At 73.2% G+C, this 14,644-nt stretch carries 15 protein-coding genes; 9 read left to right on the top strand and 6 right to left on the bottom strand.

Going from position 1 to position 14,644, the window contains the following annotated elements; all coding sequences use genetic code 11:
• Positions 1–78 precede the first annotated feature (78 nt).
• Complete coding sequence (locus ACFUUZ_RS11365) at positions 79–873, top strand: thioesterase family protein (protein WP_378694991.1); 795 nt, start codon at positions 79–81, stop codon at positions 871–873.
• 21 nt (positions 874–894) lie between these two features.
• On the opposite strand, the gene ACFUUZ_RS11360 is transcribed toward ACFUUZ_RS11365, so the two are convergent.
• Positions 895–1,527 carry a TetR/AcrR family transcriptional regulator gene (locus ACFUUZ_RS11360; protein WP_378694989.1) on the bottom strand — a complete coding sequence of 211 codons (633 nt, stop codon included), beginning with the start codon at positions 1,525–1,527 and terminating at the stop codon, positions 895–897.
• A gap of 87 nt (positions 1,528–1,614) precedes the next feature.
• Here ACFUUZ_RS11360 and ACFUUZ_RS11355 point away from each other — a divergent pair, with 87 nt between their 5' ends.
• Entirely contained in the window at positions 1,615–2,685 is a 1,071-nt protein-coding gene (locus ACFUUZ_RS11355; protein WP_378694988.1) for an epoxide hydrolase family protein, read from the top strand.
• Here the strand turns inward: ACFUUZ_RS11355 and ACFUUZ_RS11350 are convergent.
• Entirely contained in the window at positions 2,682–3,128 is a 447-nt protein-coding gene (locus ACFUUZ_RS11350) for a VOC family protein (protein WP_378694986.1), read from the bottom strand. The genes ACFUUZ_RS11355 and ACFUUZ_RS11350 overlap by 4 nt on opposite strands.
• A 158-nt stretch (positions 3,129–3,286) precedes the next feature.
• Between ACFUUZ_RS11350 and ACFUUZ_RS11345 the strand changes: the two genes are divergently transcribed.
• Positions 3,287–3,913 (top strand): NAD(P)-dependent oxidoreductase, encoded by a 627-nt coding sequence (locus ACFUUZ_RS11345; RefSeq protein ID WP_378694985.1) that lies wholly within the window; start codon positions 3,287–3,289, stop codon positions 3,911–3,913.
• Here the strand turns inward: ACFUUZ_RS11345 and ACFUUZ_RS11340 are convergent.
• A complete protein-coding gene (locus tag ACFUUZ_RS11340) occupies positions 3,910–5,274 on the bottom strand; it encodes an FAD-binding protein (protein WP_378694983.1) in 1,365 nt (454 codons plus the stop codon). The two genes, ACFUUZ_RS11345 and ACFUUZ_RS11340, sit on opposite strands and share 4 nt — an antisense overlap.
• Before the next feature lie 162 nt (positions 5,275–5,436).
• On the opposite strand from ACFUUZ_RS11340, the gene ACFUUZ_RS11335 reads away from it, so the two are divergent.
• Complete coding sequence (locus ACFUUZ_RS11335; protein ID WP_378694981.1) at positions 5,437–6,567, top strand: response regulator transcription factor; 1,131 nt, start codon at positions 5,437–5,439, stop codon at positions 6,565–6,567.
• Here the strand turns inward: ACFUUZ_RS11335 and ACFUUZ_RS11330 are convergent.
• The gene (locus ACFUUZ_RS11330; protein WP_378694979.1) at positions 6,564–7,652 is read right to left on the bottom strand and encodes a GTP-binding protein; all 1,089 of its coding nucleotides are present in this window, start codon (positions 7,650–7,652) and stop codon (positions 6,564–6,566) included. The two genes, ACFUUZ_RS11335 and ACFUUZ_RS11330, sit on opposite strands and share 4 nt — an antisense overlap.
• 51 nt (positions 7,653–7,703) lie before the next feature.
• On the opposite strand from ACFUUZ_RS11330, the gene thiD reads away from it, so the two are divergent.
• Complete coding sequence (thiD, locus tag ACFUUZ_RS11325) at positions 7,704–8,576, top strand: bifunctional hydroxymethylpyrimidine kinase/phosphomethylpyrimidine kinase (protein ID WP_378694977.1); 873 nt, start codon at positions 7,704–7,706, stop codon at positions 8,574–8,576.
• A 6-nt stretch (positions 8,577–8,582) separates the two neighbouring features.
• On the opposite strand, the gene ACFUUZ_RS11320 is transcribed toward thiD, so the two are convergent.
• On the bottom strand, positions 8,583–9,281 hold the full coding sequence (locus ACFUUZ_RS11320; RefSeq protein WP_378694975.1) for a TetR/AcrR family transcriptional regulator: 699 nt from the start codon (positions 9,279–9,281) through the stop codon (positions 8,583–8,585).
• Between the two features lie 74 nt (positions 9,282–9,355).
• Here ACFUUZ_RS11320 and ACFUUZ_RS11315 point away from each other — a divergent pair, with 74 nt between their 5' ends.
• The 4 genes from ACFUUZ_RS11315 (at position 9,356) to ACFUUZ_RS11300 (ending at position 13,916) form a co-directional block, all read left to right on the top strand.
• Positions 9,356–10,009: a class I SAM-dependent methyltransferase gene (locus ACFUUZ_RS11315; RefSeq protein ID WP_378694973.1), complete on the top strand. Its 654-nt coding sequence runs from the start codon at positions 9,356–9,358 to the stop codon at positions 10,007–10,009.
• A gap of 66 nt (positions 10,010–10,075) precedes the next feature.
• Positions 10,076–11,326, top strand: coding sequence for a glycosyltransferase (locus tag ACFUUZ_RS11310; protein ID WP_378694971.1), 1,251 nt, complete (start codon positions 10,076–10,078; stop codon positions 11,324–11,326).
• On the top strand, positions 11,323–13,485 hold the full coding sequence (locus tag ACFUUZ_RS11305) for a glycosyltransferase family 39 protein (protein ID WP_378694969.1): 2,163 nt from the start codon (positions 11,323–11,325) through the stop codon (positions 13,483–13,485). The genes ACFUUZ_RS11310 and ACFUUZ_RS11305 overlap by 4 nt, the downstream gene beginning before the upstream one ends.
• A 104-nt stretch (positions 13,486–13,589) precedes the next feature.
• The gene (locus ACFUUZ_RS11300) at positions 13,590–13,916 is read left to right on the top strand and encodes a DMT family transporter (RefSeq protein ID WP_378694967.1); all 327 of its coding nucleotides are present in this window, start codon (positions 13,590–13,592) and stop codon (positions 13,914–13,916) included.
• Here ACFUUZ_RS11300 and ACFUUZ_RS11295 read toward each other — a convergent pair.
• Positions 13,894–14,628, bottom strand: a complete 735-nt coding sequence (locus tag ACFUUZ_RS11295; protein WP_378694965.1) for an SDR family oxidoreductase — start codon at positions 14,626–14,628, stop codon at positions 13,894–13,896. The genes ACFUUZ_RS11300 and ACFUUZ_RS11295 overlap by 23 nt on opposite strands.
• Positions 14,629–14,644 lie beyond the last annotated feature (16 nt).

Here is a 14,644-nt window from a genome sequence, read left to right as displayed (position 1 = left end):
TCGATGCCGAGGGCTGCGTACCCGCCGGTTCCGACCGGGGGCAGAATCGGCGGTGACGACCAGCGAGAGGACGACGCCGTGACCGACGCCTTCTACCTACCCGACCCGGACGACGGGCAGCGCTTCCACTCGACCGAGTTGACCCGGGGCCCGTGGTCCCCGGACGCGCAGCACGCGGGGCCGCCGTCGGCGCTGCTCGGGCACGTGCTGGAGCGGTGCGAGCCCAAGCCGGGGTTCCAGATCGGGCGGGTGGCGGTGGAGATCCTCGGCCCGGTGCCGCTGGCGCCGCTGACCGCGAAGGCGCGGCTGGTGCGGCCAGGGCGCAGCGTGGAGTTGCTGGAGGCGACGCTGGAGTCCGAGCGCGGGCCGGTGCTGCGGGCGAATGCCTGGCGGTTCAAGCTGGCCGAGCCGGAGCTGGAGCTGCCCGCCGAGTTCCTGCCCAGCGGCACCAGGCCGGGGCCGGAGCAGGCGCCGGAGCCGGAGCCGTTCCCGTCGACGCAGGCGGTCGGCTTCCACACCGGGATCGAATACCGCTTCGCACAGGGCTCGTTCGCGGAGCCGGGCCCCGCGGTGTGCTGGATCCGGCTGAAGTACCCCATCGTCGCGGGCACCACCCCGAGTCCGCTGGAGCGCACCCTGGCCGCCGCCGACTCCGGCAACGGGGTGAGCGCGGTCCTGGACTGGAACGCCTACCTGTTCATCAACACCGACCTCACCGTCACCCTGCACCGCCACCCGGCGGGCGAGTGGGTCTGCCTGGACGCCGTCACCCTCCCGCAGCGGCACGGCATCGGCCTCGCCGAATCCGCGCTCTTCGACGAGAAGGGCCCGCTGGGCCGCAGCACCCAGACCCTGTACCTCGGCCGCCGCTGACATCTCCGGCCGGGCGGAGGCTCACCGCTTCCCGCGGTACTCCCAGCGTCCGCGGAATTCGCCGGGCGCGGGCGGGGGGCCGGGCAGCTCCGGCCCGACGGACTCCATCCCGGCGACGAGCAGAGCCAGGGTGCGCCTGCGTAATTCGACGGTCCGCACCGGGTCGGGCAGGGTGACGGCCGAGCACGCCTCCAGCACCAGCCCCAGGTCGGACGCGGCGAAATCGCCGCGCAGCCGCCCGGCGTCGTGCGCCCGCCGCACCAGCTCGGTGGCGATCTCCCCGGCCCGCCACACGTCGGGCAGCAGCGCCGCGTCCGGCGCGAAGGTCCCCGCCAACCGCACCGTCAGCGAGTGCACGTCCGCCTCGACCACGGACTCCAGGAACCCGACCAACCCCGCCCACCCGTCGGCGACCTCGAGCGCGGCCGACCCGAGCGCGCAGTACGTCCGCAACCCCTCGTGGCAGAGCGTGCGCAGCAGCACCTCCTTGCTCGGGTAGCGCCGGTACAGCGCACTGATCCCGACCCCGGCCCGCTCGGCGACCGCCGAGATCGGCGCGCCGGGATCGGCGAGGAACACCGCCCGCGCGGCATCCAGGATGAGCCCGTCATTGCGCGCGGCCTGCGCCTTGCGCCCGGAGAGCGATTCGACCATGCCCGCAGATTACCACTTGAACGGAATGATCCATTCCGCTAACGTTGCAATGGAACAAACCATTCCGTTCCAGAGACGAGGCCCGCGATGATCCGCCCCTTCCGCATCGACATCCCCCAGTCCGACCTGGACGACCTGCACCACCGCCTGGCCCGCACCCGCTGGGCGGACCAGCTCCCGGAGTCCGGCGACACCTACGGCGTCCCCACCGACCGCGTCCGCCACCTGGTCGAGCAGTGGCAGCAGCTCGACTGGCGCGCCCTGGAGGCGAAGCTCAACGAGCACCCCCAGTTCAGCACCGAGATCGACGGCCAGAACATTCACTTCCTGCACCTGAAGAGCACGCGCGACACCGCGTTCCCGCTGCTCCTGCTGCACGGCTGGCCTGGCACCTTCGCCGAGTTCCTCGCCGTGGCGGCCCCGCTCACCGAGGCCGGGTACGACCTGGTGATCCCGTCCCTCCCCGGCTACGCCTTCTCCGGCCCCACCACCTCGACCGGCTGGAACGACCAGCGCACCGCCCGCGCGCTCGCCGAACTCATGGACCGCCTCGGCTACGCCCGCTTCGGCGTGGTCGGCAACGACCACGGGGCACAGATCGCGCCGGAGCTGAGCCGGGTGGCGCCGGTCTCGGGGGTGCACGTGTCGCAGGTGTACTCGTTCCCCTCCGGCGACCCGGCCGAGTTCGCCGACCTGACCGAGGACGAGCAGTCCGCACTCGCCACGCTCACCTGGTTCGCGGAGCACAAGATGAGCTTCAACACCCTGCACGCCCAGCAGCCGCAGACGCTGGCGCACGCCATCGTGGACTCACCCGCCGGGCTGGTGGGCTGGAACAGCCAGCTGCTCGGCCCGGACCTGGACGACGAATTCGTCCTCACCCACCTCGCGCTGCACTGGTTCTCCGGCAGCGCCGGCTCGGCCATCAGGCAGTACTTCGAGAACGCGCGGGCGCCGCGGCCGACCGAGCCGACCACGGTCCCGCTCGCGCTCTCCGGCTCGGCGGGCGACTTCCACGGCTTCCGCCGCTTCGCCGACCGCGACCACGGCGCCATCGTCTCCTGGCGGGTGCACGACGTCCCCACGCACTACCTGCACCACGCCGCGCCGGAGCTCGCCGCCCGCGAGATCAGCGAGTTCTTCGCCGAGTACCGCTAACCGCGGGCGGCGTCCGAGCTGCCGCTGCCGCGGGCGGAGATCTGCTGCACCGCCCAGCTGTTCCCGTCCGGGTCGTCGAAGAAGAAGAACCCGACATTGTCCAGCGGATCGGGAACCGCGCGCGGGTTCACCCCGACGATCTGGACGTCGGAGACCGCGACCCCGCGCTCCACCAGCTCGGCGTGCGCCGCGCGGACGTCGGGCACCACCAGCTGCAGCCCCTTGAGCGAGCCGGGCACCATCTCCGGCACCGCCCCGCTGCCGATCACGATCGAGCACCCCGAGCCGGGCGGCGTGAGCTGCACGATCCGGATCGGGGCGCCGTCCGGCGCCTGCCCCGTGGTGTCGTGGTCGATGTCGAACCCGACCCCTTCGGAGTAGAAACGCTTGGCCCGGTCGATATCGGACACCGGGACGACGACGACCTCGAGGGTCCACTTCACCGGCGGCACTCCCTTCACGCGATTGGTGCCGCCGACGCTACTGGAGCACCGCGTATGTTTCCGAGACTCCGGGCCATGTCCCGCCCGCGCCCCCACCGGTGTACTGGAAACACCTCCCGCTCAACCCCTTCCGAGCGGGACCGGACGAGGAGAAGGACATGCGAATCGCGGTTTTCGGAGCGACCGGGACGGTCGGCAGGTTGGTGGTCCAGCAGGGGCTGGAGCGTGACCACGAGATCACCGCCTTCACCCGCAACCCGGCGGGTGTCGGCGCCGCGCACCCGAGCCTGACGGTGGTCACCGGCGACGTGCTGGATGTGGAGTCGGTCCAGCGCGCGATCGCCGGGCAGGACGCGGTGATCGTCGCGCTCGGCAACGGCCGCAAGGGCGTCGTGCGCGCCGAGGGCACCCGCACGGTCATGGAGGCCATGCGCAGGACCGGGGTGAAACGGCTGGTCTGCCAGACCACGCTGGGCGCGGGCGACAGCAGGGCGAACCTGAACTTCCTCTGGAAGTACGTCATGTTCGGGCTGCTGCTCCGCCCCGCCTACGCCGACCACCAGCGCCAGGAGATGTACGTCCGGGAGGCGACCGACCTGCGCTGGACCCTGGTCCGGCCGAGCGCCTTCACCGACGGCCCCGCCACCGGCACCTTCCAGCGCGGGTTCGGGGCCGAGATGTCGGGGCTGGCGCTGAAGATCTCCAGGGCCGATATCGCCGGTTTCCTGCTGGACCAGGTCACCGACGAGACCTACCTGAACCGCGCCGTCGGGATCTCGGACTAGCCGAGCGCGTGGTTCGCCACGAAGCCCGCGCCCGGCGCGACCGCGTCCCTGACCCGGCACAGCCGGGCCCAGTCCTCGCCGTCGTAGAGCTTGCCCGACTCCACCCGGTTCTCCGCGAAGGTCGGGATCAGATTCGGCCGCGACCAAGCGGACATCGCCCTGACCGCGCCGAACGCCGCCGCCCGGCCGGCGACCGCGGCCTGCGGGGTCGGCGCCACCGCCATCGTGAGCAGGGCGAACTCGCCGGGCACGTGCGCGAGAGCGCCGCCGTCGACGGCGGGCCTGGCGAGCGCGCCGCCGAGGTGCCGCAGCTCGGCGAACATGAGCCCGTGGTCGACGCCGTCGCCGACCCTGGCGAGGAAGGCGTCGACGGCGGCGGCGTCCAGCGGGCCGAGCACGCTGTGGTCGCCGACGCAGGGGGTCGGGGCGGGCGGGTCCATGTGTTTGAAGAGCAGCTGGGCCGCCGGGATGCGGGCGAAGGTGTCCAGCTCCGGGGCGAGCGCGCGGAGCGGGGCGAGCACGGCGGCGGCGGTGTCGTCGTCGGCCAGCACGGCGCCGTCGATGATCACCAGGTCGCGGCCTGCGAGGAAGGGTGGCAGCTCGGGCAGCGGCGGGAAGCTCATGATCCGCAGCGCGGTGGTCGCGGACTCCGGCGCGGTGCGGCTCCACGCGGCGTAGGCGATGACCACCTCGGCGGCGCGGGCGCGGTCCCAGAGCAGCATGCCCGCGAAGACGTCGGCGTAGGGCAGCAGCTCGAACTCGACCGCCACCACGACGCCGAAGTTGCCGCCGCCGCCGCGCAGCGCCCAGAACAGCTCGGGGTGCTCGGTCGCGGTGGCCCGGACCAGGGTGCCGTCGTGCAGCACCACCTCGGCGGCGCGCACCGCGTTCGCCGCGACGCCGTGCTTGCGGGCGTAGAAGGAGAGCCCACCGCCGAGCAGGTAGCCGATCACCCCGACGTCGGGGGCGCTGCCGTGCGCCGCGGTCAGCCCGTGCGCGGCCGCGGCCTCGATCACCTGCTGCCACTGCGTGCCGCCGAGCACCCGCGCGACCCGGGCCTCCGGGTCGACGGTGACGCCGGTGAGCTCGGTGAGCCGGAGCAGCAGCACGTCGTCGAGCGGGCGCTCGCCGAGCGGGTTGGCGCCGTGCCCGGTGCTCTGCGGGGCCACCCGCAGCCCCGCCGCGGCGGCGGCGCGGACCAGCCCGGTGACCTCGTCGACGCTGCGCGGCAGCGCGACGGCGGCGGGGCGCAGGTCGACGGCGAGGTTCCACGGGGTGCGGGCGCGGTCGTACCCGGGCTCGCCGGGCAGGTGCAGCTCGCCGTGGCCGCGGAGCGAGTCGAGCGGGAGGGTGCTGGTCATGGTGGGGACCTTTCGATCGGTGCGATGCGGCCAACTCTCCGCCGCGCGCCGGTCGCGGGACATCCCGGCGCGCCGGGGAAAACCGACCCGTGGGTTCTGGTGGGTATCGCTCCCCAGAGTTCTGGGATGGCGCAGGTGGGAGCTCTGCCGCACACTGATTTCATGGCCAGAGGACTCACCGCCGCCCGCGTTCGACAGGATGTGGACGTCGTCGCGCGCGCCGGCCTCGACCTGGACACCTTCCTCGCGGAGGCCAGCGCCTCGGTGGCGCGGGCGGTGCCGTGGGTGAGCGCCTGCATCGCCACCCACGACCCGGTGACGCACATGCTCACCAGCGCCCGCAAATACGGCGACCTGCACGCCAGGAACAGCCACGACGTCGAGTTCGGGCTGATCGAGTACGGCACCGTCGAGCCGACCGCCTTCACCGAGCTGGCCCGCGCCGACGTCCCCGCGGCGGGCGTGCACCTGATGACCAACGGCGAGGTCGAGCGCTCCGGCCGGATGAGCACCTTCATGAAGCCGCGCTTCGGCTACGCCGACGAGGCCAGGCTCGCCTTCCGCGACGGCACCGAGGTGTGGGGCGCGATGGCGATCTTCCGCGGTGACGAGGACGCGCCCTTCGACGCCGCCGAGATCGAGTTCCTCGCCTCGCTCGCGGCGCCCTTCGCGCACGGGGTGCGCACCGGCATGCTGGCCCAGCTGGCCGAGGCGCGCCCGCCCGCCGCCGTCACCGGCCCCGCCGTGGTGATCGTCGGCGCGGACGACCGGATCGTGCAGATGAGCCTCGGCGCCGAGCAGCGCATCGCGGACCTGGACACCGGCGCCAACAGCGGCGACCCGCTCGCCCCGATCGGCGCGCTGATCGGCGCCGCCCGGCGCTACGGCCGCGGCGAGACCACCGTCCCGCCCCGGTGCAGGCTGCGCACCGGCTCCGGCATGTGGCTGGTGCTGCACGCGGGCCCGCTGACCACCCGCGACGGCAAGCAGGGCGAGGTGGTGATCACCATCGAGGAGGCGCGGCCGCCGGAGATCGTCGCCATCGTGGTGGCCGCCTACGGCCTCTCCCCGCGCGAGCGCGACGTGGTGCAGCTGGTGCTGCAGGGCGTCGACACCAAGGAGATCGCGGGCACGCTGCACCTCTCCACCTACACCGTGCAGGACCACCTGAAGTCGGTCTTCGACAAGGCCAATGTGCGGTCCCGCCGGGAGCTGATCTCCAAGGTGTACTTCGACCAGTACGTGCCGCGGATGGGTGCGGAGCTCTCGCCGACCGGGTGGTTCGTCGCCTAGTGCGCGTGCGCCACGTCCCACTCCGGGAACGGGTCGGCGTAGCGCCGCCACGCCTCCGGCCCGGCCAGGAATTCCGCGTCGGTGAGCAGGGCGCCGTCCAGTAGCCCGCGCAGCCGCCGGCGGTCGATCCGGATCCCGATCAGCACGAGCTCCTGCCCGGTCGGGTTGGTTCCGGCCGGTTCGAAGACCAGGTTCGGGCCCGCCTGCGACCAGTGGGCGACCAGCTCGGGGCGGCTCGCGATCCAGCAGAAGCCCTTGCTGCGCAGGATGCCCTCGAGCTGCTCCAGGGCAGCGGCGAGGCGGCCGGGGTGGAAGGGGCGGTCGGCGCGGTAGGTGAGGCTGCCGATGCCGTACTCCTCGGTCTCCGGGGTGTGCCCGCCCGCGAGCTCCTCGGCCCAGCCTTCGGTCTCGGCGGCGGCGATCGGGTCGTAGCGGCCGGTGTCGAGCACCTCGGCCAGGTCGACGGCGCCGTGCGTGGCGCGGATGAGCCGGGCGCGCGGGTTCAGCCTGCGCACGGTGGCCTCGACCGCGCCCGCCACGGCCGGGCTCACCAGGTCGGTCTTGCCGAGGACCAGGACGTCGGCGAACTCCACCTGGTCGACGAGCAGGTCGGCGATGCCGCGCTCGTCGCCGTCGGCGGCCTGCAGCTCGCGCGCCGCCAGCGAGTCGCCGCGGGTGACCTCGGTCAGGAAGGTGGAGGCGTCGACCACGGTGACCATGGTGTCCAGCCGGGCCAGCTCACCGAGGCGGAAGCCGTCGTCGAACTCCCACTCGAAGCTCGCCGCCACCGGCATGGGCTCGGAGATGCCGGTGGACTCGATCACCACCTGGTCGAAGCGGCCTGCCCGCGCCAGCTCGCCCACCGCGGTCACCAGGTCCTCACGCAGGGTGCAGCAGATGCAGCCGTTGGTCAGCTCGACCAGCTGCTCGTCGGTGCGGACCACGGCGGCGTCGATATTGATCTCGCTCATGTCGTTCACCACGACAGCGACGCGGCGGCCTTCGCGATTGGCCAGGATGTGGTTGAGCAGCGTCGTCTTGCCCGCGCCGAGGAAGCCGGAGAGGACGGTGACGGGAATGGTCATGCCTTAATGGTAACCGTTTTCATTAGTTGCCGTCCCGTAGGGTTCCATCCCGTGAACATGCTGCCCTTGCCCGGTGACGGGCAGACCCCGGTCCGCGTTCTCACCATCGCGGGCACCGACTCCGGCGGCGGCGCCGGGATCCAGGCCGACACCAGGACCATGGCGCTGTGCGGGGTGCACGCCTGCGTGGCGGTGGCCGCGGTGACGGTGCAGAACACGGTGGGGGTCAGCGGGTTCCACGAGATCCCGCCGGAGGTGGTCGCGGCGCAGGTGCGCACGGTGGTCGCCGATATCGGGGTCGGCGCGGCGAAGACCGGGATGCTCGCCTCCACCGCGATCATCGAGGCGGTGGCGGCGGTCTGCCGCGAGGTCGGGATCGGGCGGGACGCGGCGGTACCGCTGGTGGTCGACCCGGTCGCCGCCTCCATGCACGGCGACCCGCTGCTGCACGCCGAGGCGCTGGATGCCGTGCGGCACACGCTGATCCCGCTCGCCACCCTGGTCACCCCGAACCTCGACGAGGTGCGGCTGCTCACCGGCATCGAGGTGGTCGACGACGCCTCCGCCCGCGCGGCCGCCGAGGCGCTGCACGCGCTCGGGCCGCGCTGGGCGATCGTCAAGGGCGGGCACCTGCGCTCCTCGGCGATCAGCAAGGACCTGCTCTTCGACGGGGAGCGGTTCCACGAGTTCAGCGCGGCGCGGATCCCGACCGGGAACGACCACGGCGGTGGGGACACGCTGGCGGCCGCGGTCGCCTGCGCCCTGGCGCACGGGTACGGGGTGCCGGAGGCGGTGGAGTTCGGCAAGGAGTGGACCCGCCGCTGCCTGCAAGCGGCCTACGACCTCGGGGCCGGGCACGGGCCGGTGTCGCCGCTCTGGCGGCTGGGGGTTGCGCCCGGCGCGCCCGCCCGGGGCGAGCGCTGACGCGGCTCAGCCGCGTTCGACCGCGTGCGCCAGCGAAACCTCGAGATCCAGCACGATCCCGTGCAACCCCGACCCCGCCTCGACCAGCGATGTGACGATCGCGCCCAGGTAGGCGACGAACCGTTCGACCGGCATGGGCGCGGGCTCGGCGCGATCCGTCCCCAACCACCAGTCGGTGGCCGAGGCGACCGCCCCGAACACCGAGTAGTTGACCAGCTCCAGCCCGGAGACGTCGATCCCGGGATCGCCGACCACGGCGGCGACCAGCTCGGCCGCCCAGCGCGCGGAGCGCCGGGCCGAGCGCAGCGCGCGCTCGGACTCGCCCGCGTTCCTGGTGAAGTGGCTGTGCAGCAGGAACCGGAAGACGTTCGGGTGCTCGTCGACCACCAGCACGTACTCGGTGACGGAGCGCCCGATGAGCACGCGTACCGGGTCGGCGGTGAGGTCGGCGGCGTCGGCGATCCTGGTCCAGAGCAGCTCGCGCATCCGGTCAACGACGGCGTCGTAGAGGTCGGTCTTGTCCTCGAAGTGCCGGTACAGCTTGGGCTTGGCGGCGCCTGCCTCGCGGGCGATGTCGCCCATGCTGACGCCGGGGCCGAGCGCGTCCAGCGCGCGGATCGCCGCGTCCACGAACTCCTCGCGCATGCGCACCCGATGCGCCCGCCAGCGTTCGGTGCGGGCGTCGACCCGGGTGCTGCGCGTCATCCCCGCAGCCTAACTTTTTGCTGGTTCGGCACGGAAAGTGGCGGGACCGGAGCGGCCGGCGGCACCATGCGACCATGCATGATCACCACGCCGCCCCGCCCGCCGACATTTCCACCCGGGAGCACTGGGACACCTTCTACCGCGACCGCGACCAGGTCTGGAGCGGGAACCCGAACCCGATCCTGGTGCGCGAGGCCGGCGAGCTGACGCCGGGTACCGCGCTCGACCTCGGCTCCGGGGAGGGCGGTGACGCCATCTGGCTGGCCGGGCTTGGCTGGCGGGTGACGGCGGTCGACGTCTCCCAGGTCGCGCTGGACCGCGCCGCCGGGCACGCCGCCGCCGCGGGCGTCGGCGACCGCATCACCTGGGCCGCGCACGACCTGCACACCGACTTCCCCGCCGGGCAGTTCGACCTGGTCTCCGCGCAGTTCCTGCACTCCCAGGTGGCGCAGCCCGGTGAGCGCGACGCCATCCTGCGCAAGGCCGCCGCTGCCGTCGCCGTCGGCGGCGCCCTGGTGATCGGCTCGCACCAGGGGTGGCCGAGCTGGATGGACGAACCGCCCTTCGCGCACGAGTTCCCCACGCTGGAGCAGGTGCAGGAGGGGTTGGCGCTCGGCGACGACTGGCAGGTGGTGACCGCGGAGCTGATCGAGCGCGACGCCCCCGGCCCGGAGGGCCGGCCCGGTACTCGCGCGGACAGCGTCCTGCACGTGCGCCGCCTGCGCTGACCGTTCGCAGGAACCTCACAGCCGCACCCCAGCGGGGTGGCAGCGGCGGCCACGAGTCTCGACCCCATGACCGAGACCGTGACCGTCGCGCTGCCGGCGGACCGAACCGCGACCACGGAGCACCCGCCCGTCCTCGACGTGGTGATCCCCGTCTACAACGAAGAAGCCGACCTCGGCCGCTGCGTCCGCCGCCTGCACACCCACCTGCGCGCGGGCTTCCCCTTCCCGGCCCGCATCACCATCGCCGACAATGCCAGCACCGACGCCACCCTCGCGGTCGCCGAGGCGCTCGCGGGCGACCTGGACGGCGTCCGCGTCACCCACCTCGACCGCAAGGGCCGCGGCCGCGCCCTGCGCACGGTGTGGGAGAACTCCGACGCCCGCGTGGTCGCCTACATGGACGTCGACCTCTCCACCGACCTGAACGCCCTGCTCCCCCTGGTGGCCCCGCTGGTCTCCGGCCACTCCGACCTGGCCATCGGCACCCGGCTGGCCGGGGCGTCCCGGGTGGTGCGCGGCCTCCAGCGCGAGGTCATCTCCCGCTGCTACAACCTGATCCTGCGCACCTCGCTGCGCACCCGCTTCTCCGACGCCCAGTGCGGCTTCAAGGCCATGCGCACCGAGGTGGCGCGCAGGCTGCTGCCGCTGGTCGAGGACGGCGAGTGGTTCTTCGACACCGAGCTGCTTGTGCTCGCCGAGCGCGCCGGGCTGCGCATCCACGAGGTCCCGGTGGACTGGATCGACGACCCCGATTCCCGGGTCGACATCCTCGACACCGCCCGCAAGGACCTGCTCGGCGTCTGGCGCGTCGGCCGCGGCCTCGCCTCCGGCGCGCTCCCGGTCGAGGAGCTGCGCCGCGCCATCGGGCGCGAGCCGCTGGTGCCGGGGGTGCCGCTCGGCATGGTCGGCCAGCTGGTGCGGTTCGCCGTGATCGGCGTCCTCAGCACCGCCGCCTACCTGGTCCTCTACCTGCTGCTGCAGCCGGTGACCGGCCCGCAGGGCGCCAACTTCGCCGCCCTGCTGCTCACCGCCGTCGGCAATACCGCCGCCAACCGCGCCTGGACCTTCGGCGTCCGCGGCTCCACCGGCATGGCGGCGCACCAGTTCCAGGGGCTGCTGATCTTCGCGCTCGGCCTCGCGCTGACCAGCGGCTCGCTCTTCGCCCTGCACCACGGGGCGCCCGGCGCCCCGATCGCGCTCGAAGTCGTCGTCCTCGTGCTGGCCAACCTGCTCGCGACGCTCAGCAGGTTCGTCGGCCTGCGCTGGGTGTTCCGCCACGCGGGCGCCCGCCCGACCACCACCGGAGGAACCCTGTGACCGCCACCCTCGCCCCGCCCGTCGCCGCGCCACCGGTTCCGAAACGCGAACTCCGCTGGGAGCGGCCCGCACTGGGCGCGCTGCTGCTCGGCACCCTCGTCGCCTACCTGATCAACCTGAGCGCCAACGGCTGGGCCAACAGCTTCTACTCCGCGGCCGTGCAGGCCGGTTCGGAGTCGTGGACCGCGTTCTTCTTCGGCTCCTCGGATGCCGCCAACTCGATCACCGTGGACAAGCCGCCCGCCTCGCTGTGGCTGATGGAGCTCTCGGTGCGGCTGTTCGGGCTGCACAGCTGGAGCATTCTGGTGCCGCAGGTGCTGCTCGGGGTGGCCACGGTCGCGGTGGTGTACGCGGCGGTGCGCCGGGTGTTCGGGCCAGGTGCCGGGTTGATCGCGGGGCTCGTGCTCGCGGTGACGCCGGTGGCGGTGCTCATGTTCCGGTTCAACAATCCGGATGCGCTGCTGGTGTTCCTGATGGCGGCGGCCGCGTACGCCCTCGTGCGGGCGGTCGAGGACGGGCGGACCCGGTGGTTGGTGCTGTGCGGGGCGCTGATCGGGTTCGGCTTCCTGGCCAAGCAGTTGCAGGTGCTGCTCGTCGTGCCCGGGTTGGCTCTGGTCTACCTGTTCGCGGGGCCGCCGCGGCTCGGCAAGCGGGTGTTGCAGCTGTGCGCCGCGGGTGCGGCCATGGTGGTCGCGGCGGGGTGGTGGTTGCTCGCCGTCGAGTTGTGGCCCGCGGATTCGCGGCCGTGGATCGGTGGCTCGCAGAACAATTCGATCCTCGAGCTGACGCTCGGGTACAACGGGCTCGGCCGGTTGAACGGGGAAGAGACCGGCAGCGTCGGGCCCGGCGGGGAGCTGCCCGCCGGGGGGAACGGGATGTGGGGCAGTACCGGGCTCGGGCGGATGTTCGAGGCGGCGCAGGGTGGGCAGATCGCCTGGCTCGTTCCGGCCGCCCTGGTGGCGCTGGTCTTCGGGGTGGTGTTGCGCGGCAGGGCCGCTCGCGGTGATCGACAGCGTGCCTCGCTGCTGCTGTGGGGGAGCTGGTTGTTGGTTACCGGGCTGGTGTTCAGCTTCATGGCCGGGATCTTCCACCAGTACTACACGGTGGCGCTGGCGCCCGCGGTTGCCGCGCTGGCCGGGATCGGGGCGGTTCTGGCCTGGCGCAACCGTTCTCGGCGGTGGGTCCGGTTCGCGACCGCGCTCACTCTCGCGCTGACCACCGCGACCGCGTGGATGCTGCTCTCCCGCAGTGCCGAGTTCCTGCCCTGGCTGCGCTGGGCCGTGCTCGCCGCCGGTGCCGCCGCGACCCTGCTCGCGCTCGCCGCCCTCCCCCGCCGCGCCGCCGTCGCCGCCGCCCTGCTCGCCGCCTTCGTCGCGCTCGCCGGGCCGGTCGCCTACAGCGTGCAGACGATCGGGTCCGCGCACACGGGTTCGATCCCCTCGGCCGGGCCGAATGTCGGCCGCGGGATGGGCGGGCCGGGTGGACCCGGTGGCATGCGCGACGGGCGGGACGGTGGCGTCCCGGGTGCCATGCCCGACGGTGCGACCCTCGGCGTGGCGCCGGATGGGACCTCCCCGGGCGGCACCTTCCCAGGCGGCACCTCCCCGGACGGCACCTTCCCAGGCGGCACCTCCCCGGGCGGCACCTTCCCAGGCGGCACTGCACCGGGTGGCACCGCACCGGGTGGCACCGCAGGCGGAACGCCGCCCAGCGGGACGGCCCCCGGCACCGTGACCGGCGGACCGGGGGCAACCGGCACCGACGGCACCCGCCCGGACGGCGGCGGCATGATGGGCGGCCTCCTTGGCAGCTCCGCCCCAACCCAGCAGGTCGTCGCCCTCCTGGAGAGCGACGCCGACACCTACACCTGGGCCGCCGCCGCGGTCGGCTCGAACAGCGCCGCGGGCTTCCAGCTCGCCACCGAACTCCCGGTCATGCCCATCGGCGGCTTCAACGGCAGCGACCCCTCCCCCACGCTGGAACAGTTCCAGCAGTACGTCCGCGACGGCGAGATCCACTACTTCATCGGCGGCAGCCGGGGCGGCCCCGGCGGCTCCACCACCTCGGCCAGCTCCCGGATCGCCACCTGGGTGGAGCAGAACTTCACCGCCACCGAGGTCGACGGAGTCACCCTCTACGACCTCACCGCGAGCAAGTAGTACGCGAACACCGACCGGCGCGAGCAGCCCCACCGCTCGCGCCGGTCCCGCGGCCCCGGACGATGGACCTGCACGCCCGTCCCCATCCGTCCCCAGGAGAGCCAGTGACCCCCTACCTCTTCCTCGCAGGCGCGATTATCGCCGAGGTCTTCGCCACCAGCCTGCTCGGCAGCACCGAGGGGTTCACCCGGCTCTGGCCGACGGTGGCGGTGCTGACCGGGTACGGGATCGCGTTCGCCATGCTCTCCCAGGCCATCGCGCGGGACATGCAGGTGGGGATCGCGTACGCGCTGTGGTCGGGGGTGGGCACGATCCTGATCGTCGGGATCGGCATCCTGTTCCTGAAGGAGCCGCTCACGGCGGCGAAGATCGCGGGCGTTGCGCTGGTGGTGGCGGGCGTCGTGGTCCTCAATCTGGCCGGGACGCACTGAGGTAGTCGGCGCCGCCGATGTAGACGGTGTGGCCGTCGGGGTGCTCGGCGCGCAGCGCGGCGGCGACGGCGGCGCCGAACTCCGCGACGGTGGGCAGCGGCCCGCCCGCGCGCCGGGTGGCGACGGCGTCCGGGTCGCGGCGTTCGAGCAGCCGCACGATGATGGTGCCGTCGATCATGTCCCCGGAGACCACGGTGAACCCGACCCCGCGCGCGGCGAACCGCGGAATCAGCGCACGCAGCGCGTCCTCTCCCGCCCGTTTGCTCGCCGCGACCGGCGCGTAGTCCGCAGGCAGCGGTCGCCCGCTGCGCGCGAAGTGCGCCTGGTGGCTGGTCACGAAGACGATCCGGGACCCCGCGGGCATGAGCGGCAGCGCCGCGGTGGCCAGGTGCACCTGCGCATCCCGGTTGAGCCGCATGGCGTAGCCCGGATCGGCGCCGCGCTCCATCCCGCCGGAGGCATTCAGCACCAGCCCGTCCAGCCGCCCGACCCGCGCGAGCAGCGCGTCGACCGCGGCGGGGTCGGCCAGATCGGCCCCCTCGGCCGCCGCGCTGCCGCCCGCGGCGCAGATCTCGGCCACCACGGCCTCCGCGCGCTTCCGCTTCTCCCGGTAGTTCACCAGCACATGCGCCCCGCTCCGGCCGACCTGCCGCGCGGTCTCCGCGCCGATTCCCCTGGACGCCCCGGTCACCAGCACCACGCGCTCCGTCATCGCCACCCTCCACACT

The sequence above is a fragment of the Nocardia sp. NPDC057353 genome, assembly GCF_042667085.1.
GTDB lineage: Bacteria > Actinomycetota > Actinomycetes > Mycobacteriales > Mycobacteriaceae > Nocardia.
This window is presented reverse-complemented; position numbering and strand designations above follow the sequence as displayed.

Coding starts and splice junctions, on each gene's coding strand:
- ACFUUZ_RS11330 (WP_378694979.1), bottom strand. CDS start 7,652: ATGACCATTCCCGTCACCGTCCTCTCCGGCTTCCTCGGCGCGGGCAAG.
- ACFUUZ_RS11355 (WP_378694988.1), top strand. CDS start 1,615: ATGATCCGCCCCTTCCGCATCGACATCCCCCAGTCCGACCTGGACGAC.
- ACFUUZ_RS11320 (WP_378694975.1), bottom strand. CDS start 9,281: ATGACGCGCAGCACCCGGGTCGACGCCCGCACCGAACGCTGGCGGGCG.
- ACFUUZ_RS11315 (WP_378694973.1), top strand. CDS start 9,356: ATGCATGATCACCACGCCGCCCCGCCCGCCGACATTTCCACCCGGGAG.
- ACFUUZ_RS11345 (WP_378694985.1), top strand. CDS start 3,287: ATGCGAATCGCGGTTTTCGGAGCGACCGGGACGGTCGGCAGGTTGGTG.
- ACFUUZ_RS11340 (WP_378694983.1), bottom strand. CDS start 5,274: ATGACCAGCACCCTCCCGCTCGACTCGCTCCGCGGCCACGGCGAGCTG.
- ACFUUZ_RS11360 (WP_378694989.1), bottom strand. CDS start 1,527: ATGGTCGAATCGCTCTCCGGGCGCAAGGCGCAGGCCGCGCGCAATGAC.
- ACFUUZ_RS11295 (WP_378694965.1), bottom strand. CDS start 14,628: ATGACGGAGCGCGTGGTGCTGGTGACCGGGGCGTCCAGGGGAATCGGC.
- ACFUUZ_RS11310 (WP_378694971.1), top strand. CDS start 10,076: ATGACCGAGACCGTGACCGTCGCGCTGCCGGCGGACCGAACCGCGACC.
- ACFUUZ_RS11335 (WP_378694981.1), top strand. CDS start 5,437: ATGGCCAGAGGACTCACCGCCGCCCGCGTTCGACAGGATGTGGACGTC.